Genomic DNA, 25903 nt, shown 5'->3' with positions numbered 1-25903 from the left:
GTATCGCCCACTCGATCTGATCGAGTGGGCGATACATTCGCTCACTCCCCTTCGCTCACTCCCCTTCGCTCACTCCCCGCGGACGGCGATCTCGTCGATCAGCCCCCACTCGAGCGCCCGCGGTGCCTCGAGCGCGACGCCGGTGACGAACAGGTGCAGCGCGCGCCAGCGGCCGATGCGGCGGGGCACGCTCACGGTGCCGCCCGCGCCGGGGATCAGGCCCATCGTCACCTCGGGCAGCCGGAAGAGCGTGTCGGGGGCGGCGACGATCCGGTGTGCGAACGCCGGGACCTCGATGCCGGCGCCGACGCAGTGCCCGTGCACGCGCACCTCGGTGCGGTCCGCGAGCGCGGCGATCAGCCGTCCGGCGCCGCCGCGGGTGCGGATCAGGTGCGCGGTCGCGGTGTCCGGGGTGTGGCCGAACTCGTCGAGGTCACCGCCGGCGCAGAACGACGGCCCGGCGCCGTCGAGCACCACCCGCGCGACGGTGTCGTCGAGCAGCGGCAGGCGCAGCGCCTCGACCAGGGCGTCGCGCAGCGCGGTGCCGTAGGCGTTGCGGCGTTCGGGCCGGTTGAGGGTGAGGTGCAGGGTGTCGCCGTCGCGGTGGATCAGCACCGGATCCGCGACGGGCGGCGGCGGCAGCGGCCGCCCGAGCCTGCGACGCTCGTCGAGCCAGCCACCGAACTCGGCGCCGCCCTGCAGGGTGGAGTAGGCGAGCGATTCGACGTCGATCGCCTCGGGCACCGGCAGCGCCTCGGTGATCCGCAGCACCTGCCCGGCGACGAGGGCCGACTGCGGATACCGCCCCATCGCCCGGACGAACTCGGCGAGCGCCGCGTCGACGTCCTCGGTGCCGACCACCGCCCGGTCCGCCGGATCGGGCCCCGCGACGTACGTGAGGTCCAGCGCGGCGGTCAGCGGCGCCAGGGCGGCCGGGACGGCGCCAGTGCAGCGCCCGACGAGCAACCGATCCAGTGCCGGCACCCGGGCGGCCACGGCCTCGACCATCGATGCGTCGGCGTCGTCGAGGTCGACGATCAGCACGGGTTCGCACAGGGCGGCGCCGTCGCCGAGAACCGGTGTGTCCGCGGCGCCGCCCGCGAGGTCCGCCACCGTGAGGGTTCGTACGCCTGTGCCCATGTCCGCCGTCCTGAGGTCGTTTCGCGGACTGTAGCATCGGCAGCGTGTCGACCTCCGCGCGCCCGGATGTGGTGCGGGACTGGGCCGAGAGCGGAATCGCTTCTCTCACCGGCCGTCCCGACGGGCCACCCCTGATTCCCCCCGGTCGCGCGGCGACCGTCGCGCGGGAACGCACCGCCTGGATCGCCGACGTCACCGGCGGAGCGGTGCAGCTCGACGGGGCGCGCATGCTCGCCGAGCGCGCCTCCTTCACCGGGCATCGCCGCGGCGGCGCGACGTCGGCCGGCGGTTCGTGCCGGCTGCTGCCGACGGCCGACGGCTGGGCCGCCGTCTCCTGCGCCCGGCCCGACGATCCCCTGCTGCTCGGCGCCCTCGTCGGCGCCGACGTCGGGGACGACCCGTGGCCCGCGGTCGAGGCCTGGCTGCGCGAGCACACCGGCGCCGACCTGGCCGAGCGCGCCGACCTGCTCGGCGTCGCGGCCGGACCCGTCACCCCTGCGCACGCTCCTGCCCCCCTGCGACCGCCGGCGCCGCGCCCCGTCGACGGGTTGCTCGTCGTCGACTTCAGTGCGCTGTGGGCGGGACCGCTGTGCGCGCACGTGCTGGGCCTGGCGGGGGCGCGGGTGATCAAGGTGGAGACACCGTCCCGGCCGGACGGCGCCCGCCGCGGCAATCCCGACTTCTATCGCCTGCTGCACGGCGGCCACGAGGCCGTGACCCTCGATCCCGCCCTCCCCCACGAACGCGCAGCCCTCGCCGCGCTCGTCGCGGCCGCCGACATCGTGATCGAGGCGTCCCGCCCGCGCGCGCTGGCCGGATTCGGCCTGCACGCAGACAAATTCGTCGCCACCGGCGGGACCTGGATCTCGATCACCGCGCACGGACGCGCCTCGAACCGGATCGGTTTCGGCGACGACATCGCCGCGGCCGCGGGACTGGTCGCCCGCGACGGCGACGGGCCGATGTTCGTCGGCGACGCGATCGCCGATCCACTCACGGGTCTGACCGCGGCGGCGCTGGCGATGTCCACACCCGGCGACGGTGACGGGGTGTTGTGGGACATCTCGATGTCGGCGACGGTGGCCGCCACCCTGGACGGAGCCGAAACCGCTGCGGCGCAGGCATACCGGCGAGGCCACGAGTGGTACGTCGACACCGCGACGGGCACCGCGCAGATCGAGACGCCGCAACCACGCGCCCCGCGCGGCGACCTCGCCGAACCGGGTCGCGACACCGCCGCGGTGCTCGCCGAACTGGGGTCGGCGCGGTGACCGGCCTGCTGCTGCGCGACGTCGCGCTGCCGGCCGGCCGGTGCGACGTCGCGGTCCGCGACGGCCGGATCACGGCGATCGGGGTCGGCCTCGAAACCGAGGGCGAGGTGATCGACGGCCGCGGTGGGGCGCTGCTGCCGGGACTGCACGATCACCACCTGCACCTGCACGCGATCGCCGCGGACGCCACCTCGGTCCGGTGCGGGCCCCCGCACGTGCGCACACCCGGCGACCTGGCCCGGGCGCTGGACGCCGCGCCCGGCGACGGCTGGGTCCGCGGCGTCGGCTACGTCGAGACGGTCGCGGGCCTGCTCGACGCCGCGGCGCTGGACCGGCTGCACGCGCGGCGGCCGGTGCGGGTGCAGCACCGCAGCGGCGCGATGTGGGTGCTCAACTCGGCGGCGACGATCCTGGCCGGACTGGACTCGGCCGACCATCCCGGGGTGGAGCGCGACGACGCCGGTCGCCCCACCGGGCGGGTGTGGCGGGCGGACGCCTGGCTGCGCGAGCGGCTGCCCGCCACCGGGCCGCCCCCGCTCGATGCCGTGGGCGCGGACCTGACCCGCCTCGGGATCACCGGGATCACCGACGCCACCCCCGATCTGGCGCCGGACTCGCTGGCCGCGCTGATCGACGCACACGTCTCCGGCGCGCTGCCGCAGCGAGTGCACCTGCTGGGGGTGCCCCTCGGCGACGAACCCGAGGATCGACCGGCGACCGTGACGACCGGCCCGTACAAGATCGTTCTCGCCGACTCGGGACTGCCCGACTTCGAGGCCCTGGCCGGCACCGTCCGTCGCGCCCACGCCCGCGGCCGGCCGGTGGCGGTGCACTGCGTCAGCCGCGAGGCGCTGCTGTTGCTGCTCGCGGTGTTCGAGGAGGCCGGCACCCGTCCCGGAGACCGGATCGAGCACGGGGCGCTGGTCCCGGCCGAGTCGATCGGCGAGCTGCGTCGTCGCCGGGTGTGCGTGGTGACCCAGCCCGGCTTCCTCGCGCACCGCGGCGACGACTACCTCGAGCGGGTCGATACCCGGGATCTGCCGGACCTGTACCGCTGCCGGTCCCTGCTCGACGGCGGCGTGCCCGTCGCCCTGTCGAGCGACGCCCCGTACGGGCCGCTCGACCCGTGGGCGGTGATCGCGGCCGCGACGAACCGTCGCGCCCCCACCGGCGACGTCGTCGGTCCACAGGAGCGGATCACCGCCGCCGCCGCCCTCGACCGCTACCTGTCCCCCCTCGACGACCCCGGTGCCGAGCCGCGCAGGGTGCGGGTGGGCGCGCCGGCGGATCTGGTGCTGCTCGACCACCCGCTCACCGATGCGCTTGCGGAGCCGACCGCGGAAGCAGTGCGCTGCACCGTGATCCGCGGCGAGATCCGGTATCGCCGCTGAGCCCGGGCCCGGTCGGACGAGGTCCTGCCCGGGCTGCTGCACCCGTTCGCGGGTCACGCCCGCACCACCGTCATGAATACCTGTTCCTTGGTCGAGGAGTGCGTCCGCGCTGCACGACGAGGTCGTCCCGGTGGGTCGCGATCTTCGTCTCCAGCGCGGCGCACCGCCCAGGTGGGCTGCCTCAACGCGCGACCAATGCGCGCACCCGGCGCGCGATGCCGGGCAGGAGCGTCACCACCGCCCCCAGCGCGACCGCGGCGACGACGGCAGTGGCCGTGTCGCCGAACGTGGCGGTGCCGAGCTCGTGGCCGCGCAGGGCATCGGTGGCGTGCGCGACCGGGTTGAGCGTCGCGGCGGCCTGCATCCAACCGGGCATGGTCTCGATCGGGGCGAAGGCGCTCGAAACGAACATCAGCGGCATCATCACCATCATCCCGGCGAACTGCACCACGTCGGGACGGCGGAGTCGGTCACCGATGAGCCCGAACAGGGCACTCATCGCCGCGGCCAGCACGGCGAGAACGACGATCCCGGCCAGGGCGTCGACGACGGTGCCATGGAACTCGAATCCGAGTACGACGGCGGCGACACCGAGGAGCGCGGCCCGGGCGAGCGTGAATGCGGCTTCGTTGAGCGTGCGCGCCACACCGGGCAGCGCCGCCCGCAGGGGTAGCGCGGCGAAGCGATCGTGCAGGCCGTTGGTGTGATCGATCGCCGCGGACACCCCCGCGTTGGTGCCGGCCATCACGGTGGAGACTGCCAGCATGGCGGGGGTGAGGAAGTCGATGTAGCTGACCCCGGGAGGGAAGCCGGGTCCGGCCGCCACACTGCGGAACACCTGACTGAACAGGACCAACATCGCCATCGGCATGGTCAGCGAGAACATCAGCAACTGCGGGACGCGGGCACTCGTGCGCAGATTGCGGACCACGAGAGCGGCGAGCTGGTCCGCGGCGGGTGAGCGCCCGGGTCCGGTGGTGAGCATGGCGTTCATCGGGTGGCTCCGTTGTGGGTGAGGTGGGTGAAGACGTCGTCGAGGCTGGGCGAAGTGACATCGAGGTCGCTGATGCCGACGCGGTCCCGGGTGAGCTGGGCGACGAGTTCGGCAGCGGTCATCGCGTCGCCCACGGTGAGTGCGACACGGACCCGGCCGTCCTCGACGGGATTTTCGGCGTCGGGGCGGAACGGCAGGCCGCCGAGCTGGTGCGTGGGGATCGTGGCGGTCACCACCTTGCCGCCGACAATCCGCTTCAGCTCGGCGGGAGTGCCGCGGGCGGCGACCCGCCCCTGGCTGAGCACGACAATGTGGTCGGCAAGCCGGTCGGCCTCTTCGAGGTACTGGGTCGTGAGCACGACGGTGGTGCCGTTGGTGGTGAGTTCGTCGACGACGTCCCACAGCGCGTTGCGGGCGATGGGATCCAGGCCGGTGGTCGGCTCGTCGAGGAACAGTACCGACGGAGATCCGACCAGGCTGGCGGCCAGGTCGACCCGACGTCGTGAACCGCCGGAGAGCTCACCGACCCGCCGCGACGCGAGGTCGTGCAATCCGAGCCGGTCGATCAGGGTATCGGCCCGAGCCCGTGCCCGACCACGCAGGCCGGCGAGGCGGCCGATCAGTTCCACATTCTCTCGGGTAGTGAGGAACTCGTCGAGGCCGGCGTACTGGCCGGTGACCCCGATCCGGCGGCGGACGTCCATCGCATCGGTGACGACGTCGAGGCCCTCGACCAGCGCCCGGCCGACGGTCGGCCGCACCAGCGTGGTGAGCACGCGAATCAAGGTCGTCTTACCGGCGCCGTTGTGGCCGAGCACGCCGAGCGTCGTGCCCGCCCCCACCTCGAGGTCGAGGCCGTCGAGCGCCCACGTCTTGTCGTAGGCGACATGGAGATCTTCCACAACTACTGCAGGGGTGTTCATCTCACGCCTCCGAACCGGTGCCGGGCACGTGCACCGCCGGCGCGCCGCGATGTCGCCGGCCCGGACGGTGGGGCACCCCCACAGGGAGGGGCGGTGCGTTGGTGTCGTCGACGTCGAGCGCGATGTGGACACGGCTGGTCATCATCTGAGGGTCCTTCCGAGACGCGCTCCCCTGGGTGGGGAACTTGACTCTTCTGACGAGCGACCCGCGATGTGGACGCATCACATCGACAGCGTCCGCTCGAGCGCGGCGCGGCAGGGCCGAACGAAGGGATCGTGGTGGGGAGCCCGATCGGCCCACCAGAACCGGCGCATCTCCCGGGGCAGATGCGAACGGCGGAAGGGCCCGGGCCGTCTCCCGCAGGTCGCACAGGTCTTCGACGACCTGACTGCCCGCGCACCCGCGGGCTCGGTGCAGCAGGCCGAGCTGCTCGCCCCGGCCGCCTCCATGTGGAGCTTGACCGGCTACCAGGGGAACTCGGTGTCCCTGGCGCGGACTACCTTGACGAGTGCGGAGCCGACGCCGAATTCGCCTGAGAACCAAACGGGCGGACGGGCGCGCCGGTCAGGCGCCGAGGTCGTGCGCGAGCCGTTGCACCCGCTCGCGCGCCGCGTCCAGGCTCGCCGTGGAGCGCTCGTTCATCGGCGCCAGCGCCGGAATACGGGACGCGAGAGTGTATTCGGCGGTCACGACCGTGACGTCCATGCCCAGTGACGTGCCGAGCACCTGCTGCAGCGGCGGCACGGTGTGGTCGAGGCCCTCGTCCGGATCGCCGGGCCCGTAGGCCAGCCCACGGCTCGAGATCACCACGACGGGCGTGCCCGCGAACGGCTGGTCCGGCGCGTCGAACGGCACGGTGGTGCCGAGCACGTGGACGTGGTCGATCCACGCCTTCAGCGTCGACGGCAGCGACCAGTTGTACATCGGGGCGCCGATCACGACGACGTCGGCGACGGCGACCTCGGCGACCAGCTCGGTCTGCACCGCCTCGGCCGCAGGATCGACGGCGACGCCGGAAACCCGCAGCCGGGGCGCATAGTGCAGTTCCGCGTCCGCGAGATGCGGGACCGGGTCTCGGTGCAGGTCCCGCTCGACCACGGTGTAGCCGGGTCCGCGGCGGCGCCACGTGTCGGCGAACAGGCGGGTCAGTTCGCGCGTGACGGACGTCTGCCGGTTCGCGGACGAATCGAGCTGCAGCAGCTGGGGCACGTCGGGCTCCTTCGGGTTCGGGTACTGCGCCGGTCGGCTACCGGCTACTGCACGATGCCGGCGGCACGCAGCCCGGCGACCTGCTCGTCGGTGAGGCCGAGTTCGGCGAGCACTGCGTCGGTGTGCTGTCCCAGCGCCGGTACCGCACCCATGCGCATCTCGACATCGGAGAAGGTCATGGGCGGCAGCACCGCCCGCACCGCGCCGGCCTCGGTGCCGACCTCCCGCCAGCGGTCGCGCTCGGCGAGCTGGGGATGCTCGATCAGGTGCTTCATGTCGTTCAGGCGGGCGGCCGGAACACCGGCCGCGGCGAGACGTTTGTCCAGTTCGGCGGTCTCGAAGCGGCGTGTGTTCTCGGCGACGACCGCGTCGGTCTCGGCGCGGTGTTGCACCCGCAGGATGTTCGTCGCGAACTTCGGGTGCCCGGCGAGATCCGGGCGGCCGAACACCTCGGTGACCAGCGCCCGCCAGCCCCGGTCGTTCTGCACGCCGATGAGGATCTTTCCGTCGACGGTCGGGTACGCGTCGTAGGGCGCGATCGACGCGTGGCTCAGCCCCATCCGCTGCACCTGCGTGTCCTGGTACATCTGCAGGTACATCGGGTGGCCGAGCCACTCGACGGTCGCGTCGAACATCGACACGTCGATCGTCGCCCCCGCGCCGGTGCGTTCGCGCCGGAACAGCGCCGCCTGGATCGAGGTGAGCGCGTACATGCCGGCCGCGATGTCGGAGGTCGGGATGCCGGTCTTGGTGGCGGTCTCCGGGGTGCCGGTGATCGAGCACAGCCCGGTCTCGGCCTGGACCAGCATGTCGTAGGCCTTGCGCTCGCGCAGCGGGCCTTCGGTGCCGTAACCGGTCATGTTCACCACGATCAGCTCGGGCCGCTCGCGCCGCAGCTCGTCGGCGCCGAGCCCGAGCCGCGCCGCCGCGCCGGGCGCGAAGTTCTGGATCACCACGTCGGCCTCGCCGACGAGCCGGCGCACCGCGGCGACGCCCTCGGTGGCCTTGAGGTCGACGCAGATCGACTCCTTGCCGCGGTTGAGCCACACGAAATGCGATGCCAGCCCGTGCACGGCGGCGTCGTAGTTGCGGGCGAAGTCGCCCTCCCCGATGCGTTCGACCTTGATGACACGGGCGCCGAGATCGGCGAGATGGCGGGTCGCGATGGGGGCGGCGACCGCCTGCTCGAGGCTGACGACGGTGATGCCTTCCAGCGGCAGTCCCGCCGATCCCCCGGCTTTCGGCTCGCTGTTCTCGCTCATCGCGTCGGTGCCTTCCTGTCTCCGTATACCGTTGCAGCCACGTCTTCTCCTCGGGCACGTGCGCGCCACCGCCGCACGTCGTCCTCCCCCGCCCCGTGGTCGATCAGCCACGCCCCCGGCCCTCCGGGATGCGCGACGAGGCGTTCGACGATCGGGGAGATCGCCTCGGCCGGGGCGCGGAACAGGTCGGACGGCACCGCCCGGTCGCCGCCCGGGGACGAGCCGCCCACGCGCAGCCCGACGGCCTCCCAGCGACGGAGGAGCAGGGGCATGTTCGTGTCGGTGGCCGCGTAGTCGTCGACGACGGCCTGCGGTTCCACGCCTGCGGCGAGCAGCAGGACGGCGACCGCGAGACCGGTGCGGTCCTTGCCGGCGGTGCAGTGCACGAGGACCGGGCCCGCGGCCCGCGCGACGACCGGCACGAGCCCGGCGAACAGCGGCGCGGCCACGTCGAACACCCGGCCGTAGAGTTCGGCGAGGCCGAGGCCGGTGCGCCCGGCCGGCGCGGCGTCCGCGTGCAGCGACAGGCGATGCACGTGCGTGCCGTCCGGCCAGGTGAAGGCGCGGTGCCCGCGTTCGGCGTCGGATCGCAGGTCCACCACCGTCGTGGGCGGCCGGTCGGAGAGGATGCCGCGCACCACGTCGCCGGTGTAGCAGGCGTCGCCCCGATACAGCACGCCGGGCGCGGTGCGACCGCCGTCGGTCAGCGGCAGTCCGCCGAGATCTCGCAGATTCACCGGTCCGGGCACGCGCTGTTGCTCGTCCTGCACTCGCACCTCTCCTCGTCGGTCCGGCACCGCCGGAACACGCGCCGTCACCCCACAGTTCATACCGGGCCGGTGGTACCTGTCCAGCGGGCCGCGGCGGATGCCCTATTCCGGTCGGCCGTCCGCGATCAACGGCCACAGCCCCCGGGACCCGGCGTCGACGGCCGCCGCGGTGAGCACCTCGTCCCAGAACCGCACGGAGCCGAACTCCCTGCGCCACGACAGCAGCCGGTTCGCGTGCCGGTGCAGCTCGTGCTCCATGGTGAAGCCGATCGCGCCGAGGCTCTGGTGGGCGTTGCGCACGACCACCGACGCGGCGTGCCCCGCGCAGGACTTCGCGGCAGCGATCGCGAATCCCGCTTCGTCGCTGCCGAATCCGGAATCCTCGGCGATCGTCACGGCTGCCTGCGCGGCGGCACGCGCGAGCGCGCCCTCGGCGGCGATGTCCGATACCAGGTGCTGCACGGCCTGGAACTTGCCCAGGGCACGGCCGAACTGCACACGCGTGGTGGTGTGCTCGACGACCAGGTCGAGCACCCGCTCCATCGCGCCGCTCATCGCGAGAGCCCGGGCGAGCGCCCCCCGGCGCAGGAACTCCTCCGCGGTGCCCGCCGGAACTTCGGCGCCGGACAGCGCGGCGACGTCGACACGGATGTGGTCGCGCGGCTCGGACGCGACGTCGACCGCCTCGGTGACCTCGACGTCGGCGCGGGCGACGTCGGCGACCCGCCACGTGCCGTCCGCCTCCCACAGCACGACCACGGCGTCGACGTCGCGGGCCCACGGCACGTGCCGGGCCGAGCCGTCGGCGGTCAGCACGGCGGCGGTGCGTGCCGCCGCCGGATCGGTCACCGCGCGCTTGCAGCCGGACAGCTGCAGCAGCCAGCCCGCGAGGAGGTCGTTCTCGGCCACCGGCACTGCGGCGGCCCCGGCGCCCGCGGCGCCGAGCAGATATGCGGCCTCGGCCCAGCCCGCCTCGCTGCCCCCGTCCGCCTCCGGACCGGTGAGCCGGGAGAGACCGAGTTCGACCAGAGTGGACCACAATTCGCGGTCGAGGCGCAGCGGCCCGGTGAGGCGGTGATCGTCGCCGCGGCGCTCGCCGAAGACCTGTTCGAGCATCTGCGCGAATTCGCGCATCTCCACGTCGTTATCGGTCGACGTGCCGTTCGTCGCGTTGCTCATCAGCGCATCCCCAATCCCCGCGCGATGACCCCGCGCAGAATCTCACTCGTGCCGCCTCGGAGGGTGAATCCGGGACGCTGCATGACACCCGACCGCACCAGCTCGGCGAACTCGTCACCAGCGGTGTCGCTCTCGCCGGCCAGCTCGTCGGCGAGGTCGGCGATGTCGCCCTCGGCCTGCGTGCCGAGCACCTTGACCACCGAGGCGGCGACCTCCGCGTTCTCGTGCCGCTGCAGCGCCTCGGACACCCCGCGGGACATGTGGTGCAGGCCGAAGATCCGGCCGACGAACGCGCCGATGCGGGGGTCGGCCGGCAGGCGGCCGGCGGCTGCCTCGTCCACCGCGCCGGCGAGCACACCGAAGGTGGACATGAAGCGTTCCGGGCCGCTGCGCTCGTAGCCGAGTTCGGAGGTGACCTGCGCCCAGCCGTCGCCGATCGTGCCGAGCACGAGGTCGTCGGGCACGAACACGTCGTCGAGGACGACCTCGTTGAAGTGGTGCTCACCGGACATCGACAGCACGGGCCGGATCTCCACGCCGGGCGAGTCGAGCAGGACGATGAACTGGCTCAGCCCGGCGTGCCGGTGCGCCGGGTCGAGCGGGGCGGAGCGGGCCAGCCCGAAGAAGGCGTCGGCGTGGTGGGCGCCGGAGGTCCACAGCTTGGTGCCGGTGATGCGCCAGCCGCCGTCGACCTGCACGGCCTTGGTCTTCACGCTCGCCAGGTCGGATCCGGACTCGGGCTCGCTCATGCCGATGGCCCAGCAGATCTCGCCGCGGGCGATGCCGGGAAGGAACCGTCGCTTCTGCTCCTCGGTGCCGTACTTGAGCAGCGAGGGCGCGGCCTGCCGGTCCGCCACCCACTGGGCGGCGACCGGCGCGCCGACCGCGAGGAGTTCCTCGGTGACGACGAAACGCTCCATGAAGGTGCGGCCGTGCCCGCCGTACTCGGTGGGGATGGTCATGCCGACCCAGCCGCGGGCGGCCAGGGCCTTGGTGAAGTCGGTGTTCCAGCGGGCGAGCCAGGTGTCCACGCCCGGGGTGAACACGCCGGCCTCGATCTGCTCGCGCAGGAAGGCGCGCACCTCGGCCCGCAACGCTGCGAGACTCGGGTCGGGGGCACCGGCGGACGGTACCAGTGATGTACGCATGGTCGTCTTCTTCCGTGAGGGGGTCAGGGTCGCGGCTGCAGCAACAGCAGGGCCAGATCGCCGTACCGGGCCGCGATGTCGGCGGGGGTGTCCGGACCGTCCGGGTCGTACCAGTTCGCGATCGAGGTCGTCATCGCCAGGATCGAGCGGCGACAGTCCTCCGGGTAGGGGGTGGTGAACGCTCCGGATCGCATCCCGTCGTCGATGATGCTGCCCAGCAACTCGTTTCCGGAACGCCGCCGCTGCTCGTAGACGGCCGCGTTCTCCGGTTCCAGGTTGCGAACCTCGGTGCCGATCATCAGGCTCTGTTCCTGGCAGATGGTCCGGAACCGGACCAGGGCGACCACCAGGGCCCGGAGCCGCTCCACCGGGTCGTCACCGACGCGTGACAGCTCCTCGTCGCACATCGCGTCGAAGGCGTTCACGCCGTCGATGAGGATGGCCAGCAGCAGGTCCTGCTTGTTCTTGTAGTGGTAGTACAGCGCCGACAGGCTCACGCCCGCCTCCTGGGCGATCGTCCGGATCGACGACGCACCGTATCCGTTGCGGACGAACTCGCGACGCGCCGCCTCGATGAACACCCGTTGCCGCTCCGACGGCGCCACGGTGTCGCCCTGTCGTGCGTATGTTCCCCGTCGAACACTCATCCGTTTCCTCCGGCGGTCGCGGGGCGCAGCGCCCCCTTGACGAGCTTGCCGGTGGGTGTCCGGGGCAGCGCGTCGACGAAGTCGACGCTGCGCGGGCACTTGTACCCGGCGATGCGGTCGCGGCAGTAGGCGATCAGCTCCGCGGCGAGCGCGTCGTCGCCGGCGACGCCCGCCGCCGGCTGGACGACCGCCTTGACCGATTCGCCCATCTCGGCATCCGGCACACCGATCACTGCCACGTCGAACACCTTGGGGTGCAAGGCGAGGGCGTTCTCGATCTCCTGCGGATAGATGTTCACCCCGCCGGAGATGATGGTGAACTTCGCCCGGTCGGTGAGGAAGAGGTAGTCGTCCTCGTCCAGGTATCCGATGTCCCCGGTCGTCGCCCAGGTGGGGTGGAGCGGGTTGCGGGACTCGGCCGTCTTCTCCGGGTCGTTGTGATACTCGAAGCTGTAGCCGGGACGTTCGAAGTAGATCAACCCGATCTGTCCGTGCGGCAACTCCGTTCCGTCCTCGGCACAGATGTGCGCGAGGCTGGCATGGCCGTGTCCGGTGCGGCCGACGGTGCCGGGCTTCCGGAGCCATTCCTGCGGCGAGACGATGGTGCTGCCCACGGATTCGGTGGACGAGTAGTACTCGTAGATCACCTCGCCCCACCAGTCGATCATCGCCTGCTTGACCTCGACGGGGCACGGCGCGGCGGAGTGGATGGCGGCGCGCATCGCGGACAGGTCGTAGCGGCCGCGGACCTGCTCGGGCAGCTTCAGGAGCCGGACGAAATGCGTGGGCACCCACTGACTGTGGGTCACGCGGTAGCGCTCGAGGTCGGCGAGGCAGGTCTCGGCGTCGAACCTGCCCGCGACGATCGCTGTGCCGCCGAGTGCCTGCGCCGCGGCGCCGAACCGCAGGGGCGCGGCATGGTAGATCGGGGCGGGCGCGTAGTACACGCAGTCGTCGTCGAAGCCGAAGCTCTGCAGCAGCCCGACCGCGTTGGAGGCCGCCTGCTCACCGACCTGCGCTCCGCTGAGCGCGGGCTTGATCCCCTTCGGCCGGCCGGTCGTGCCCGACGAGTAGAGCATGTCCGTCCCGCCGGGCTGGTCGACCGGCGCGGTGGTGCTCATCGCGGCGATCTCGGCCTCGTATCCGAGGTGGCCGGGAACGTCGCCGCCGAACGCCAGGCGGTGCCGCACCTTCGGCGTGTCGCCGGCCACGGCGACCGCGAGGTCCACGAGCGGCGCGGACACCACGAGAGCCGCGGCGTCACAATCGTCCACGATGTAGGCGACCTCGGGCGGGGCGAGATGCGTGTTCACGAACGTCACGTACATGCCGGAACGCACTGCAGCCCAGTACAGTTCGAAGACGGTCACGTCGTTGACCGACAGCACGGCGAGGTGGTCGCCCGCGCCGAGGCCGTGGGCGCGGAGCCAGTGCGCGAACTGCACCGAACGGTCCTCGAGCTCGCGGTAACTGATCTCGCGCCCCGTGGCCGCCTCGATCGCCGCCGGCTTGTCCGGGGTGATCGAGGCATAGCGTCCTGGATACATTCGTGCTCCTTCTGCCGGTCCCACCGGGACGTCTAGAGGCCGAGGTCCTTGGCGATGATCGTCTTCATGACTTCGCTGGTGCCGCCGTAGATCCGGCTGACGCGGGTGTCGGCGTAGAGGCGGGCGATCGGGTCTTCGGTGATGTAGCCGTAGCCACCGTGCAACTGCAGGCACTTGTCGATCACGCGGCCGGCGACCTCGGTGCAGTACAGCTTGGCACGGGCGGCGTCCGCCACCGACAGCTCGCCCCGGTCGAGCAGCTCGAGGCAGTGGTCGGCGAAGACTCGCGCCGCCTGCACCTCGGCGGAGCATTCCGCGAGAACGAACTTGGTGTTCTGGAAGGAGGCCACCGGCTTGCCGAACACCTTGCGGTCCTTGGTGTATGCGACGGCATGCTCGATCGCGGCCGCGGCCTGGCCGACCTGGTTGAGCGCGATGCTCAGGCGTTCCTGGGGCAGGTTGTGGGCGAGGTAGCCGAAGGCCTTGCCCTCCTCGCCGAGGAGATTCTCCACCGGAACCCGCACATCCTGGTACGACAGCTCGGCGGTGTCCTGCTGGTGCAGCCCGATCTTGTCCAGCTTGCGACCGACGGAGAACCCCTCGGCATCGGTGGGCACGCAGAGGATCGACAGGCCGGCACGGCGGTCCTCCGGGTCGAACGGCGCCGTCCGGCAGACGGTGAGGACCAGGTCGGCGGTGACGCCGCCGGTGATGAACGTCTTCGCGCCGTTGACGACGTAGTGCGAGCCGTCGGCGGACAGCTTGGCGGTGGTGGCGATGTTGGCCAGGTCCGAGCCGGTGCCGGGCTCGGTCATCGCGATGGCGGTCATCATCCGGCCGGACGCGAAGTCCGGCAGCCAGCGCTTCCGCTGCTCGTCGCTGCCGTACTCGAGCAGGTACGGCAGGATCAGGCAGGAGTGCACGGTGTAGGAACCGAACGACACGCCGGCCCGGGCCACCTCCTCGAACACGATGGCGTTGTACTTGAAGCTCGATTCGCCGCCGCCGCCGAACTCCTCGGGCACCTGGATACCGAGGACGCCGAGCTCACCGAGACGGTGGAAGAACTCGCGCGGCGGCCGGCCCAGCGCATCCCACTCCGCCTGATGCGGCAGAACCTCGCGGTCGATGAAATCCCGCAGCATGGAACGGAATTCGTCGTGTTCCTGAGTGAAGATCGTCCGCTCCACGGCCGTCTCTCCTTCGTTGTGTGCGGCGGCTCGGGGGCCGGGGCGGTCAGTTGCCGGTGAAGTTCCCGGTGCGGCGTTCGAGGAACGCCGAGAGTGCCTCACCGTGGTCGGCGGTGTGGTGCGAGAGGGCCTGGAACGCGGCGGAGAGCTCGAGGATGCTGTCGAGATCCTGGCGCTGCCCCTCGCGCATCAGCTTCTTGGTCATGCGCAGCGCGTGCGGCGGATTCACCGCGACGCGGGCGGCGAGTTCGTTCGCGGTGACCAGCAGCTGCTCGGGTTCGACGACGCGGGAGACCATGCCCCAGTCCAGCGCGGTCGCCGCGTCGACCCGGTCGCCGGTGAAGGCCATCTCCGCGGCCCGCGCCGCACCGATGGCGCGGGGCAGCAGCCACGCGCCGCCGTCGCCGGGGATGATGCCGAGCTTGACGAAGCTCTCGGCGAAGAATGCGGTGCTCGAAGCGATCCGCATGTCGCACATCATGGCCAGGTCGCAGCCGGCGCCGACCGCGGGTCCGTTGACGGCGGCGATGATCGGCACCTCGCAGTGGTAGATCGCCTTGGGCAGCCGCTGGATTCCGCGACGGTAGCCCTCACGCAGCTGATGCGGGGCACCACCGAACATCCCGGCGCGGTCGGCCATGTCCTTGACGTTGCCGCCGGCCGAGAACGCGCTGCCGGCGCCGGTGAGGATCACCACGCGGGTCTCGTAGTCCGCGTTCGCCTCCTCCACCAGCTGCACCAGCCGCTCGACGACGTCGTCGCCGGAGATCGGATTGCGCGCCTCGGGCAGGTTGATCGTCCACGTCGTGACGTGGCCTTCCCGGCGGGAGAGTACGACGTCCTCGGGTGCGCTCATGCGGAGGTCCTTTCGGCCGGCGATCGGCGGCAGGCAGCAGATTAGGTCGAACGATCGTTCAAATTACTGCCTTGCGGACCGGTTGTAAAGGCATGGACGGATCGACTGCCGTTGTTCGGTGACCGACGGTCACGCGAAGTCGAACATCGGCGGGAGGAGGCAGACGACCAGCGCCGCCCAGATGCCGAAGACGGGCAGGTAGCGGGTCTGCCAGCGTTCGAGGGAGCCGAACCCGCGGCGGCCACGGACGAACCCGAGGACGAGCCGGGCCGACCAGGCAAGATTGACCAGTAGGACCAGGTTCATCCCGAGAGCGGCCACCTTGTTGGGGGTGAAGCCGAACTCCGCGATCCGGGTGAGCATGGCTGTGAGCATGAGCAGGTCGACCGCGAGAGCGAGGACGACGAGGACGAGCTGGAGACGGTCGAACAGGTCGGGCGGCAGGTGAGGTTCGCGGGCGGAGATCGCATACAGCAGCAGCCCCAGGACGACGACGAGGATGAGGTCCATCAGGATCAACAGGTTTCGGTCGACGTCGACGACGCTACCGGTGGTCGCGAACGCCGCGAGCAGCACCAGCAACATGAGGATTGTGAGGGGGGTGAACACGCGGGTGAGGACGGGCGCGATGTTCTCCACCACGTTCTGCTTCGCCTCCACGAGCCAGGCGGCGACGACGACCGCGCCCGCCGCACCGAACGGCAGCACCCAATCCTCGACGACCCACTCGGCATCCGTGCCGAGCGCGTCGAACGCGCCGATCGTCAGGCCCACGAGGACGCCGCCGCCGAGGGCGAGCAGGGTGAGATAGACGACCCATTCGCCGGTGAATCGGACGAAGTCCATCCACCGCCGGTCGGACCGCCACTCGCCTCCGACATAGGCGAGGCCGACGACGAACCACAACGCGATCGGGGCATGGATCGCGGCGATCACCTCGGTCGATCCGTTCGGGACGAAGGGAAACGCGTTCGTCACGACCGCCACCAGGGCGAACGGCACCAGCAGCGCCGCGGCGCCGCGGGGCGTCACGCGGCGCTTCCAGGCGAAGTACCCGGCGAGGAACGGAAGCACGAGCAGGCTGACGTTGCGCACGACGACGCCCTCGTCCAGTGTCGCCAGTCCGGCCTTCAGGGCGACCGCCGCGCCGACGGCGAGCGCGAGCACGACGAACAGCTCACGTGTGGGCCGCGTGGCACCGTCGTCCGGTGCGGGCATCAGCACGAGTTGCTTCCACAGGCGCTCGGAATGCTCCCGCGCGAACTCGCGGGAGATGTCGTCCACGCTGCCCATGCGTTTGACCGCGACCAGGAAGGCCTCGTCGGTCCCCAGTCCGGCGGCGGACAGATCCGAGATCTGGTCACGCAGGTGGTCTTCCATCTCGTCGGCGTCGGCGGCGGATATCGCGCGACGACGCTCGACGTAGCCGCGCCACTGACCGATCTGCGACTCCAGCGCGGCATCGGTGTCCATCACGACCATCCTCCGGCGGGGGTCGCGGGCACCTCGGCGCAGCGCCAGACCTGGTCCAGCGCGTCCGCCACGACGTCCCACTGACTGCGCCGTTCCGCGAGCACGCTCCGGCCTGCGTCGGTGATCGCGTAGTGCTTGCGCCGTCGCCCACTGTCGGAACTTCCCCACGACGCCGACACGTATCCGGACCGTTCCAGGCGATGCAGCAGCGGGTACAGCATTCCGTCGGTCCATTGGATCCGTCCACCGGACAGATCCTTGACTCGTTTGAGGATGGCGTACCCGTAGGAGTCGCCGTCGGCGAGGATTCCGAGCACAAGCGGGGTCGCCGAGGCCGCCACCAGGTCCTTGTCGAGGTACATAGAACTCCTATGCCTAGATCAGCTAGGTATCAACCTAGCAGATTCAGGCATGAGCCAACCGCACTTCTCGATGCGCCCGGTTCGTCCAAGGCCGGCACGCCGGCGGGGTTGATCGCGAGGGTCCGGGGCGTACGGACAGCGGTCAGGACTTCTTCGGCTCCGCCTCGACCTCGTCGTCGTCGGCGAAGACGAGCCGGCCGTCGTCCAGCGCGACGGCCCACCGGCGCACCGGCGCCCAGTCCCGCCCGAGCTGCTCGCCGGCCCGGGCGGCTTCGCTCGCATAGTCCTCGACCACCACTCCGGGCAGTCGGCTCTTGTCGTCGCCACGACGCACCACCACCCGCGAGCCGACGGTGAGCCCGCCCCTGCCTGCAACTCCCGAGTTGTCACTCATGACAAATGATCATTGCATCGATCGCTCTTCCGGACACCCCTACCACGGCAGGACCGCCTCCGTGTCGGCACCTGCGCGTCACCGGCGGCGCCCATCTCACTCGACCACCGGGAAGAGGGACTCGCCGTCCTCGGGGCTGCCGCCGATCTGACCTCGATCGACCCGCGAGTCCTCGACGATGACACCCTCGACCAGCTCTGCGTGCTTACGTCCGCCGTCGACGACGGCTGTGTCGCCTCCGCCGTCGTAGACGGCTGTGTCGCCTCCGCCGTCGTAGACCTCGTCGACGATGTCCTCGGTCAGCTCGTCGTCCGGCATGGCCGCAACCGGCCGCTCGAGCGGCTCCGGGGGCGCCACGTCGGGTTCCTCCTCGGCGAGGCGCTGGTCCAGCGACTCGCCTTCCTGCTCCTCCCGCTGCGTGGTGCCGAACCGGTCGGCCCCGCTCCAGCCCTCCGGCGGGTCCACGACCTCGTCGCCGTCGTCGTTGCGGACTTCGTCGGAATCGAGGCCCTCGCTCGGGCTGAGCGTGTCGCCGGGACCGTCTTCGATACTCATGGCTGCGAGGTACCCGAGCCGTGGGACCGCGAAACGCGGACGGGTTTGTCTGCCCCGGATACCGTCTATGCCCGGGGCACGACCACGGCGAGGGGGCCTTCCCATGGGCGAGAACGACCTCTTCCAGCACATCGAGGGGCTGGTGAGCGAGAAAAGGTCGACTCCCGTCGCCGGTGACGGACACCGCGAAGGACGAGGTGGGGAGTAGACATGGGCGAGAGCTCGGGAACCGGGGACGCGGAGACGCTGACCGTGGAGCTGGAGGACGCGGGCGGCACGTCGTGGTGGGCCTCCCTGCTCGCGACGCTGAGTTCGCAGTACGGCAACGCGTACAAGCGGTTCGTCGGCCGGGTGGACGAGGAACGCCGCTATGTCGGTCCCACCTTCCCGGTCCCCCGGACGTGGGGGGACATCCCGCCGCAGGAGGCGTGGGCGCCGGAGATGAACCGAAGCCTCGCCGAGGTGCTCCGGCACATCGAGGACGATCACTGGGTGCAGACCGGTAACGGGCAGCAACCGTGGGAGTTCCGGTTCACCCGGCCTCGGTGACCGGATCGCGAGGAGGATTCCGTGCGGGTACGATTGTGGAAAACTGTTGCTGCAGTGGCCGTCTCGGTAGGATTGGTCACGTCGTGCGGCGACGGCGACACCACGCCGGGTGCGCAATCGACCATGAGCGCGTCCGTTCCCGCGTCGGCACCGGCACCGGCGACGACGGCCGAGAGCGCCCCCGCGTCCTCCTCGCCGGAGACGTCGCCGGCCGCGACGAGCGAGGACGCGACGCCACCGGCCGGGTCGTCCTTTCCCGGAGAAGACCTCACCCCGGAGCAGGCCGAAGCGCTTCAGCGCGCGGTCGACGAGGGTAGCCAGCCGTGGCGGCTGGATCCGTCCCTCGTCGCGCAGGCGTTCGTGGCGGACCGATTCGGATGGAGCGACACCGACGCACGCGCGGCCGACCCGCACACCGTCGAGGTGACCAACCGGGCGGACGGCAGCATCGTGGTGCTCCAGCTGCGCCGGCCCGTCCGGGAGAGCGCCGACGGAATCTGGGTCGTCACGGACGGCGTCCGGATCGGCTGAGCCACCAGCGGAAGTGCAGCCGGCACCCGCTCGCCGGAATCATGCCTCCGCCGCGGCCCGCCGGACCAGGTCGACGATCGCCTCGGGGACAGCCCACTGCGGCGCATGCCCGGCCCACGGCAGCGGCACGAACCGGGCCCCGGGAACCAGCGGGACGTACCGCACCGTCTGCGCGGAGGCGACGACGTCGAGTACGCCCTGCGCGAGGGTGACGGGGCACGCGATCCGGTCGAGACCCGTCGGCACGTCCGTCGGCACGGCGTTCCACAGCATCGCCCCCCGATTCCGCGAATCCTCCCTTCATGGAAAGTGATTCGGATCGCGAGGCGCGCCACGGCAGGGCCACCCGAGCCCCGGTGGCCCTGCGCCACTCACACCGGCTCGAGCAGTTCCGGGCGGTTGTTGCGAGGGTTGTTGACCGCGGTGCCGACCTCGTAGGGCTCCAGGTGGGGTTCGGGGACGGAGGCGATCAGCGCGTCGACGTCGTCGCGGTCGGTGAGGGCCGGATCGAGCCACACGTCGTGGAAGGACGGCGGCAGCACCAGCGGGCACCGCTCGTGGATCTGCCCGGCGGCGTCGGTGGCCTCCGTCGTCAGCACCGTGACGGTCCACAGCCACTTGTCGGGATGGTCGTCCGGCAGGCTCGGATCCGGCCACAGCTCGTACAGGCCGGCCATTCCGAGCACGCCGTCGCCGTGCAGGAAGTACGGCACCTTGGTGCCGTCCTCGCGCTTCTGCCACTCGAAGTACCCGTCGGCCGGCAGGATGCACCGTCGCCGGGCGGCCGCGGCCTTGAACGACGGTTTCTCGGTGATCGTCTCGCAGCGGGCATTGATCAGCCGGTTGCCGATCTTCGGGTCCTTGGCCCACGACGGCACCAGCCCCCACCGGGCGGACCGGAGCTGACGCACCGCCTCCACGCCCGGATCGTCCTTCGGGGCGCGCTCGAGCACCACCCGCACCGTCTGCGTCGGCGCGACGTTGTACGACGGGGGCAGCGGCTCGCCCACCGTCTCCACCACGTCGAACAGGGAGCGCAGTTCCTGATCGGTGACCGTGCTCGCATACCGACCGCACATGCCGCCCACCTTCTGTCGTCGTGCCTCGACCGGTCGATTCCCATGGTGCCGCACCGCACCGACATGCGCCGGACCGTATGTGACGCCGGTCATCGGCGCAGGTCGTCCGGCCGGGACGCACGGCCGGGCGCGCTAGCCTGGTGCCGGGACCGATCGTGCGAACCCGGCGACGACGTCGCGGGCAGCCGCGGTCTCCCCCGACGTGCCGGTACCTTCCGGGTCCGGCACGCAGTCTGTCCCCCATCGGATTGGAGTACATCGTGGTCGACCTCGCCTATGTCATCGCCGGGTCCGAAGCCACCGGCGGCGCAGGGTTGCAGGTGGATCTGAAGACATTCCAGGAGCTGGGCGTCTACGGCGTCGGCACCACCACCTGCATCGTCTCGTTCGACCCGCGGAACGACTGGTCGCACCGCTTCGTCCCGATCGCGCCCGAGGTCATCGCGGACCAGATCGAGGCCGCCACCGCGGCCCACGACCTCGACGTCGTCAAGATCGGCATGCTCGGCACCCCCTCGACCATCGAGGTGGTCGCCGAGGGCCTGCGTCGCCGGTCGTGGCGGCACGTCGTCCTGGACCCGGTGCTGATCTGCAAGGGTCAGGAGCCCGGCGCCGCGCTCGACACCGACAACGCGCTGCGCGAGGCCGTGCTGCCCCTGGCCACGGTGGTCACCCCCAACCTGTTCGAGGCCCGCACCCTGGCGGGGATGGACCGCATCGAGAGCGTCGACGACCTCGTCGAGGCCGCCCGCCGCATCCACGCCCTCGGCCCGCGGTACGTCCTGGCCAAGGGCGGCGTGGAGCTGGCCGGCGACGACGCCGTCGACGTGCTCTTCGACGGTGTGGAGGTCACCGTGTTCTCCGCGCCGAAGGTCGGCCGGGAACGGGTCTCCGGCGCCGGCTGCACGCTCGCCGCGGCCGTGACCGCCGAACTCGCCAAGGGCGCCGACGTGCCCGCCGCCGTCGCGCTGGCGAAGGACTTCGTCACCGCCGGCATCGAGGGCCGGGTCGGGGCGCACACGCCGTTCGACACGGTGTGGCAGGGCGCGTACGCGGCGTCGCGCACGGCATAGGACCACCCCGTCCGTCGGCGATCCGGATTCGCCTATCGGAGTGCATGTTTCGGACATCGACAACCGCCGGGACGGTTGTCGATGTCCGGAACCGGCGCGTGTGGCTCGGTATCGCGATGCGCGGGCACGTCCGACGCCTATCGTGGACGGGCATCCGTCCGCTCGGCCGAGAGGATTCCCATGACCGCGATCCGGACCGCGCTCGTCACCGGCGGCACCGGCGGGCTCGGTGCCGCCGTCACGACGCATCTGCTCGAGACCGGCTGGCGGGTCGTGGTCCCCTGGGTGGCTCGTACCGAACTCGGCCGGCTCGCGGACCATCCGCGTCTGCATCTCGTGGAGGCGGACCTGTCCGACGAGGCGCAGCTGCGGCAGGCCGTCTCGCTCGCGGCGGCCGAGGAATCCGCGCCCCTGTTCGGTGTGGTGAATCTGGTGGGCGGGTTCACCTCGGGGCCGCGGGTGCACGAGACTCCGATCGAGGTCCTCGACGCCCAGCTGGATCTCAACGTGCGCACCGCCTACGCCGTGACCCGCGCGGCGCTGCCGCACCTGCTCGCGGGCAGCGGTGGGTCGGTGGTCTGCATGTCGACCGCGGCGACGAAGCGGCCGTTCGCCGGGGGCGCCGCCTACGTCGCGTCGAAGGCCGCCGTGACCGCACTGGTCGAGACCCTGGCCGTCGAGTACGCCGCCGACGGCGTCCGGGTCAACGCGCTGCTGCCCGTCGTCATCGACACGCCCGCGAACCGGGCGGCGATGCCCGACGCGAACCGGCGCTCGTGGTCGCAGCCCGCCGAGATCGCGCGCGTGATCCGGTTCCTGCTCTCCGACGACGGCGCCGCCGTCACCGGGGCTTCGATACCCGTCACGCATGTGGGCTGACGCGCCCGGCGCACTCCGCACCCGTCGGGCCGCTCCGGCTCGAACCGAGCGAATGGACCATGCTGTCGACGTGAGGAGCTGAACGATACATTCGCTCGCCCCCGCGCCCCCCGCGCCCGCGCCCGCGCTACGCGGGTAGCTCGAGCCCCTGCTCGCCGGCGCGGCGCGCCACCTCCTCCGGGAAGACGTTGCGCAGCAGGTACAGGTCCTGGCCGATGACCCAGCCGGGGGCGAGGGCGGTGGCGTAGCGCTCGAAGTAGCCGAGCTGCTTGCCGAACAGCACCAGTTCCTCCGGGCTGGCGATCCCCCATTGCTTGCCGAGCCGGATCAGCGCGACGATGAGTTCGCTGAGCCGGAGCTGTCCGAGGTCGCGGCCGAGGAGCGGAGCGAGGGCCTGCGCCACCTGCCGGCCGATCTCGGCGTCGTCGGCATCGAGTCCGCTGGTGTAGCCGAGTGCGCGGATGCCTTGCGCCACGCGGGCGAAGTCCCCGTCGATGGCGGTCGCGCGGAACAGGTCGCGCAGGATGGCGCGCCAGTGCTCGGGCAGCTCGCCGACGATGCCGAAGTCCAGGAAGGCGAGGCGGCCGTCGTCGAGCAGCCACAGGTTCCCGGCGTGCACGTCGCCGTGGAACGGCCCGTGCAGGACGACCGATTCGATCCATACCTTCACCCCGCGGCGGATGAGCAGGCGGGTGTCGATGCCGGCGTCGGCGGGCACGCGGTCCATGGGCACACCGCGAAGGCGTTCCATGCAGATCACGCGCGGCCCGCAGTAGTCCCAGTACACCTGCGGCGTGGTGACGGCCGTGTTGTCCCCGAACGCGCCGATGCACTCCCGGAACCGGCTCTGCCGGTCCGCCTCGACCGCACTGTTGAGTTCGGTCATCGTGGACGAGTGCAGGTCGCGGATGATGGCGGTGGCGTTCGCGATGCGGAAGAACTCGAAGGCCTGCAGCAGGCGCGCGCCGAGGTAGGCCGCACGCAGGTCGATGAGCATGCGGTGGGCGATGCCGGGCCGCTGCACCTTCACGACCGCCTCCCGCCCGTCGTGCAGCACGCACGCGTGCACCTGGCCGACGGACGCGGCGGCCAGCGGCAGGTCGTCGAACCGGGCGAACAGTTCGCCGACGGGATGCCCGAGGTCTTCCTCGATCACGGCGCGGGCCTGGTCCGCGGAGACGGGCGCGACGTCGTCCAGGCAGCGCAGGCACGCGTCGGCCAGCGGCTTGGGGAACACACCGGACGACGACGCCATGAGCTGGCCGAGCTTGACGAACGTGGGGCCGAGGATCTCGAATGCGTCGACGGTGCCCTCGGCGGCGGCGTCGGCCGGGCCGCGCCCGTCGGGTCGCAGCGGCCAGGCCAGCAGCTTCAGCAGCACGCTGACGACGAGCACCACGGCGACGACGACCGTGCGGCCGGCTTCGCGCAGACCGAAACGCTCGAGCGGGGGCATGTCGACGTGCAGGGCCGACGCGGGCGGTCCCCCGGCGTACGGGCCTGTCGGTCGTGGCGCGATGTCGGGCACGCGTCCCCCTCGTCCTTGCTGCCTGCCGGCGGGGCTGTCGGCCGGGGGCAGTTACTGGACGGTACCCGGAGTGCACAGATAGTTCGAGACCCTGTTTCCTGTCGGCCCCCAGGGCTACGCTCACGCTCGTAACTGCACTTCGGACCGACGGGCAGGCGGGGGCACACCATGACGGAGCAGGTTCTCGATTCGCAGGACGACTTTCTGACGCTCGCCGGTCCGTACCGGCGTGAGCTGCTGGCGCACTGTTACCGGATGAGTGGCTCGATCCACGACGCGGAGGACCTCGTGCAGGAGACGTACCTGCGCGCCTGGCGCGGCTACGCCAACTTCGGCGGCCGCTCGTCGCTGCGGACGTGGCTGCACCGCATCGCGACCAACGTGTGCCTGACCGCGCTGGAGGGCCGATCGCGCCGGCCGCTGCCGACGGGGCTGGGGGCGCCGAGTTCGGATCCGGTCGACGACCTCGTCGAGCGCGGGGAAGTGCCGTGGCTCGAGCCGATTCCCGGCGGATCCCTCGGCGACGACGGTCGGCCGGACGACCCGACGGACCCGGCGGCGATCGTGACCTCGCGCGAGTCCATCCGTCTGGCGTTCGTGGCGGCGCTGCAGCATCTGTCGGCGCGGCAGCGGGCAGTGCTGCTGCTGAGGGACGTGCTGCAGTGGCGGGCGACGGAGGTGGCCACCGCGCTGGACACCTCGACGGCCGCGGTGAACAGCCTGCTCCAGCGGGCCCGCGCGCAGCTGCAGCAGGCGCAGGTGACGAAGGAGAATCTGGTCGAGCCGGAGAGCCCGGAGGCGCAGGCGCTGGTGCGGCGCTGGGTCGAGGGGTTCGAGAAGTACGACATCGATTCGATCGTCGAGATGCTCACCCAGGAGGCGGTCTGGGAGATGCCGCCGTTCGAGGGCTGGTACCGCGGCGCCGAGGCGATCGGGACCCTCATCCGGACGCATTGCCCGGCGAGCGGGCCGGGAGACCAGGTTCTGCTGCCGACGGTGGCGAACGGGCAGCCCGCCCTCGGCCTCTACATGAGAGGCGAGGACGGGCAGCACCATCCGTTTCAGCTGCAGGTGCTCGATGTCGTGGGCGACCGGGTGGTGCATGTGACGGTGTTCTTCGACACCGAGCTGTTCGCCCTGTTCGGGCTGCCCGAGCACCCCTGACGCCGGCCGCTACGTCTGCACGGACGTCTCGGCCTGGGGTCCCATCGCGGCGGCCGCGGCCTCGACGTCCATCCACATGACCTCCCAGACGTGCCCGTCGAGGTCGCGGAAGGCCCGGCCGTACATGAAGTCGGTCTTCATCTCCTCCGAGCCGGCGGTGATCCAGTCGCTGCCACCGGCGGCGAGCGCGGCGTCGACGAGCCGGTCGACCTCGTCGCGGCTCTCGGCGGACACGCTCATGAGCACCTCACGGGCCGTGGCGGTGTCGCAGATGTCGCCGGTGATGAAATCGCGGAAGCGCGGCTCCTCGAGGAGCATCACGTAGGTCTGTTCGTTGATCTCGAGGCAGGCGGTGTTGGCGTCGCAGAACATCTCGTTGAAGGTGAAGCCGAGAGCGTCGAAGAACGTGCGGGTGGCGGCGACATCCTTGACGGCCAGGTTGGCGAAGAGCATGCGGGACATCTTCAACTCCTTGCGTGTGAGCGGGCGGACGGTACCTCGGGTGAGGGTGTCGAGCAGGTAGACCACCCGGCAGCGGGAAACTCATCGCCCGCCCGGGATCGCCGAAATCCCGGCGCAGAGCCGTGCGAGGAACTATGCTCTGCGGCCGGTGCTCAGCGCACCGAGGCGATGGACCATACCCCAGCGGGTATGTATCCTGGCTTCATCCGGCCGACGGAGACGATCGGCCGTCACAGACACCGCGTCCCACCTCCCTCCCCCCGTAGGCGGGACGTGGCGCCGGGCGTCACGCGCCCGGCGCGGACCCCCTGCCCGAGGGGAGGGGA

28 protein-coding genes are annotated in these 25903 nt (G+C 71.3%); 7 read left to right on the top strand and 21 right to left on the bottom strand.

Annotated features, from left to right (window positions below):
• Window positions 1-69 precede the first annotated feature (69 nt).
• Window positions 70-1140, bottom strand: a complete 1071-nt coding sequence (locus G6039_RS15915; RefSeq protein WP_043802732.1) for an enoyl-CoA hydratase/isomerase family protein — start codon at window positions 1138-1140, stop codon at window positions 70-72.
• Between the two features lie 44 nt (window positions 1141-1184).
• Between G6039_RS15915 and G6039_RS15910 the strand changes: the two genes are divergently transcribed.
• Entirely contained in the window at window positions 1185-2411 is a 1227-nt protein-coding gene (locus G6039_RS15910) for a CoA transferase (protein ID WP_043802734.1), read from the top strand.
• On the top strand, window positions 2408-3802 hold the full coding sequence (locus G6039_RS15905) for an amidohydrolase family protein (protein ID WP_043802737.1): 1395 nt from the start codon (window positions 2408-2410) through the stop codon (window positions 3800-3802). The genes G6039_RS15910 and G6039_RS15905 overlap by 4 nt, the downstream gene beginning before the upstream one ends.
• Window positions 3803-3983: 181 nt before the next feature.
• Here G6039_RS15905 and G6039_RS15900 read toward each other — a convergent pair whose 3' ends face one another.
• The 16 genes from G6039_RS15900 to G6039_RS15825 form a co-directional block, all read right to left on the bottom strand.
• On the bottom strand, window positions 3984-4796 hold the full coding sequence (locus G6039_RS15900) for an ABC transporter permease (protein ID WP_029546215.1): 813 nt from the start codon (window positions 4794-4796) through the stop codon (window positions 3984-3986).
• A complete protein-coding gene (locus G6039_RS15895) occupies window positions 4793-5719 on the bottom strand; it encodes an ATP-binding cassette domain-containing protein (protein ID WP_029546218.1) in 927 nt (308 codons plus the stop codon). The genes G6039_RS15900 and G6039_RS15895 overlap by 4 nt, the downstream gene beginning before the upstream one ends.
• A 1-nt stretch (window position 5720) precedes the next feature.
• A complete protein-coding gene (locus G6039_RS15890; RefSeq protein WP_006947375.1) occupies window positions 5721-5864 on the bottom strand; it encodes a hypothetical protein in 144 nt (47 codons plus the stop codon).
• Between the two features lie 420 nt (window positions 5865-6284).
• Window positions 6285-6929, bottom strand: coding sequence for an FMN-dependent NADH-azoreductase (locus tag G6039_RS15885; protein ID WP_029546220.1), 645 nt, complete (start codon window positions 6927-6929; stop codon window positions 6285-6287).
• A gap of 44 nt (window positions 6930-6973) precedes the next feature.
• Entirely contained in the window at window positions 6974-8191 is a 1218-nt protein-coding gene (locus G6039_RS15880; RefSeq protein WP_006947372.1) for a CaiB/BaiF CoA transferase family protein, read from the bottom strand.
• Window positions 8188-8967 carry a tyrosine-protein phosphatase gene (locus tag G6039_RS15875; RefSeq protein ID WP_037201173.1) on the bottom strand — a complete coding sequence of 260 codons (780 nt, stop codon included), beginning with the start codon at window positions 8965-8967 and terminating at the stop codon, window positions 8188-8190. Before G6039_RS15875 ends, G6039_RS15880 begins: the two co-directional genes overlap by 4 nt.
• Window positions 8968-9063: 96 nt before the next feature.
• Entirely contained in the window at window positions 9064-10140 is a 1077-nt protein-coding gene (locus tag G6039_RS15870) for an acyl-CoA dehydrogenase family protein (RefSeq protein ID WP_043802741.1), read from the bottom strand.
• The gene (locus G6039_RS15865; RefSeq protein ID WP_006947369.1) at window positions 10140-11288 is read right to left on the bottom strand and encodes an acyl-CoA dehydrogenase family protein; all 1149 of its coding nucleotides are present in this window, start codon (window positions 11286-11288) and stop codon (window positions 10140-10142) included. Before G6039_RS15865 ends, G6039_RS15870 begins: the two co-directional genes overlap by 1 nt.
• A gap of 23 nt (window positions 11289-11311) precedes the next feature.
• Complete coding sequence (locus tag G6039_RS15860) at window positions 11312-11935, bottom strand: TetR/AcrR family transcriptional regulator (RefSeq protein WP_043802744.1); 624 nt, start codon at window positions 11933-11935, stop codon at window positions 11312-11314.
• Window positions 11932-13482, bottom strand: a complete 1551-nt coding sequence (locus tag G6039_RS15855) for an acyl-CoA synthetase (RefSeq protein ID WP_029546230.1) — start codon at window positions 13480-13482, stop codon at window positions 11932-11934. The genes G6039_RS15860 and G6039_RS15855 overlap by 4 nt, the downstream gene beginning before the upstream one ends.
• A 32-nt stretch (window positions 13483-13514) precedes the next feature.
• A complete protein-coding gene (locus G6039_RS15850) occupies window positions 13515-14672 on the bottom strand; it encodes an acyl-CoA dehydrogenase family protein (RefSeq protein ID WP_043802748.1) in 1158 nt (385 codons plus the stop codon).
• Window positions 14673-14718: 46 nt separating this feature from the next.
• Window positions 14719-15528, bottom strand: a complete 810-nt coding sequence (locus G6039_RS15845) for a crotonase/enoyl-CoA hydratase family protein (RefSeq protein ID WP_006947364.1) — start codon at window positions 15526-15528, stop codon at window positions 14719-14721.
• Between the two features lie 129 nt (window positions 15529-15657).
• Window positions 15658-17001, bottom strand: coding sequence for a permease prefix domain 1-containing protein (locus G6039_RS15840; protein ID WP_043802752.1), 1344 nt, complete (start codon window positions 16999-17001; stop codon window positions 15658-15660).
• Complete coding sequence (locus G6039_RS15835; RefSeq protein WP_006947362.1) at window positions 17001-17363, bottom strand: PadR family transcriptional regulator; 363 nt, start codon at window positions 17361-17363, stop codon at window positions 17001-17003. Before G6039_RS15835 ends, G6039_RS15840 begins: the two co-directional genes overlap by 1 nt.
• Before the next feature lie 142 nt (window positions 17364-17505).
• Complete coding sequence (locus G6039_RS15830) at window positions 17506-17757, bottom strand: hypothetical protein (protein ID WP_006947358.1); 252 nt, start codon at window positions 17755-17757, stop codon at window positions 17506-17508.
• Between the two features lie 96 nt (window positions 17758-17853).
• Window positions 17854-18312: a hypothetical protein gene (locus G6039_RS15825; protein ID WP_029546237.1), complete on the bottom strand. Its 459-nt coding sequence runs from the start codon at window positions 18310-18312 to the stop codon at window positions 17854-17856.
• Window positions 18313-18522: 210 nt separating this feature from the next.
• Between G6039_RS15825 and G6039_RS15820 the strand changes: the two genes are divergently transcribed.
• Window positions 18523-18861, top strand: coding sequence for a hypothetical protein (locus G6039_RS15820; RefSeq protein WP_029546239.1), 339 nt, complete (start codon window positions 18523-18525; stop codon window positions 18859-18861).
• A 54-nt stretch (window positions 18862-18915) separates the two neighbouring features.
• Window positions 18916-19392 carry a hypothetical protein gene (locus G6039_RS15815; protein ID WP_029546241.1) on the top strand — a complete coding sequence of 159 codons (477 nt, stop codon included), beginning with the start codon at window positions 18916-18918 and terminating at the stop codon, window positions 19390-19392.
• 39 nt (window positions 19393-19431) lie between these two features.
• Here G6039_RS15815 and G6039_RS15810 read toward each other — a convergent pair whose 3' ends face one another.
• Both G6039_RS15810 and G6039_RS15805 read right to left on the bottom strand, forming a co-directional pair.
• A complete protein-coding gene (locus G6039_RS15810; RefSeq protein ID WP_029546243.1) occupies window positions 19432-19665 on the bottom strand; it encodes an alpha/beta fold hydrolase in 234 nt (77 codons plus the stop codon).
• 98 nt (window positions 19666-19763) lie between these two features.
• The gene (locus tag G6039_RS15805) at window positions 19764-20471 is read right to left on the bottom strand and encodes an SOS response-associated peptidase (RefSeq protein ID WP_029546246.1); all 708 of its coding nucleotides are present in this window, start codon (window positions 20469-20471) and stop codon (window positions 19764-19766) included.
• 260 nt (window positions 20472-20731) lie between these two features.
• On the opposite strand from G6039_RS15805, the gene thiD reads away from it, so the two are divergent.
• Both thiD and G6039_RS15795 read left to right on the top strand, forming a co-directional pair.
• The gene (gene thiD, locus G6039_RS15800) at window positions 20732-21544 is read left to right on the top strand and encodes a bifunctional hydroxymethylpyrimidine kinase/phosphomethylpyrimidine kinase (protein WP_029546248.1); all 813 of its coding nucleotides are present in this window, start codon (window positions 20732-20734) and stop codon (window positions 21542-21544) included.
• Window positions 21545-21724: 180 nt separating this feature from the next.
• Entirely contained in the window at window positions 21725-22423 is a 699-nt protein-coding gene (locus G6039_RS15795; protein WP_029546250.1) for an SDR family NAD(P)-dependent oxidoreductase, read from the top strand.
• A gap of 127 nt (window positions 22424-22550) precedes the next feature.
• Here G6039_RS15795 and G6039_RS15790 read toward each other — a convergent pair whose 3' ends face one another.
• Entirely contained in the window at window positions 22551-23951 is a 1401-nt protein-coding gene (locus G6039_RS15790; protein ID WP_006947345.1) for an ABC1 kinase family protein, read from the bottom strand.
• A gap of 168 nt (window positions 23952-24119) precedes the next feature.
• On the opposite strand from G6039_RS15790, the gene G6039_RS15785 reads away from it, so the two are divergent.
• The gene (locus G6039_RS15785; RefSeq protein WP_006947344.1) at window positions 24120-25115 is read left to right on the top strand and encodes a sigma-70 family RNA polymerase sigma factor; all 996 of its coding nucleotides are present in this window, start codon (window positions 24120-24122) and stop codon (window positions 25113-25115) included.
• A gap of 9 nt (window positions 25116-25124) precedes the next feature.
• On the opposite strand, the gene G6039_RS15780 is transcribed toward G6039_RS15785, so the two are convergent.
• Window positions 25125-25577: a VOC family protein gene (locus G6039_RS15780; protein ID WP_029546253.1), complete on the bottom strand. Its 453-nt coding sequence runs from the start codon at window positions 25575-25577 to the stop codon at window positions 25125-25127.
• Between the last annotated feature and the right edge of the window lie 326 nt (window positions 25578-25903).

It is taken from the genome of Rhodococcus aetherivorans (genome assembly GCF_011058165.1).
Lineage (GTDB): Bacteria > Actinomycetota > Actinomycetes > Mycobacteriales > Mycobacteriaceae > Rhodococcus > Rhodococcus aetherivorans.
The sequence above is the reverse complement of the archived record's forward strand: the minus strand, read 5'-3'. Positions and strand labels throughout refer to the sequence as shown.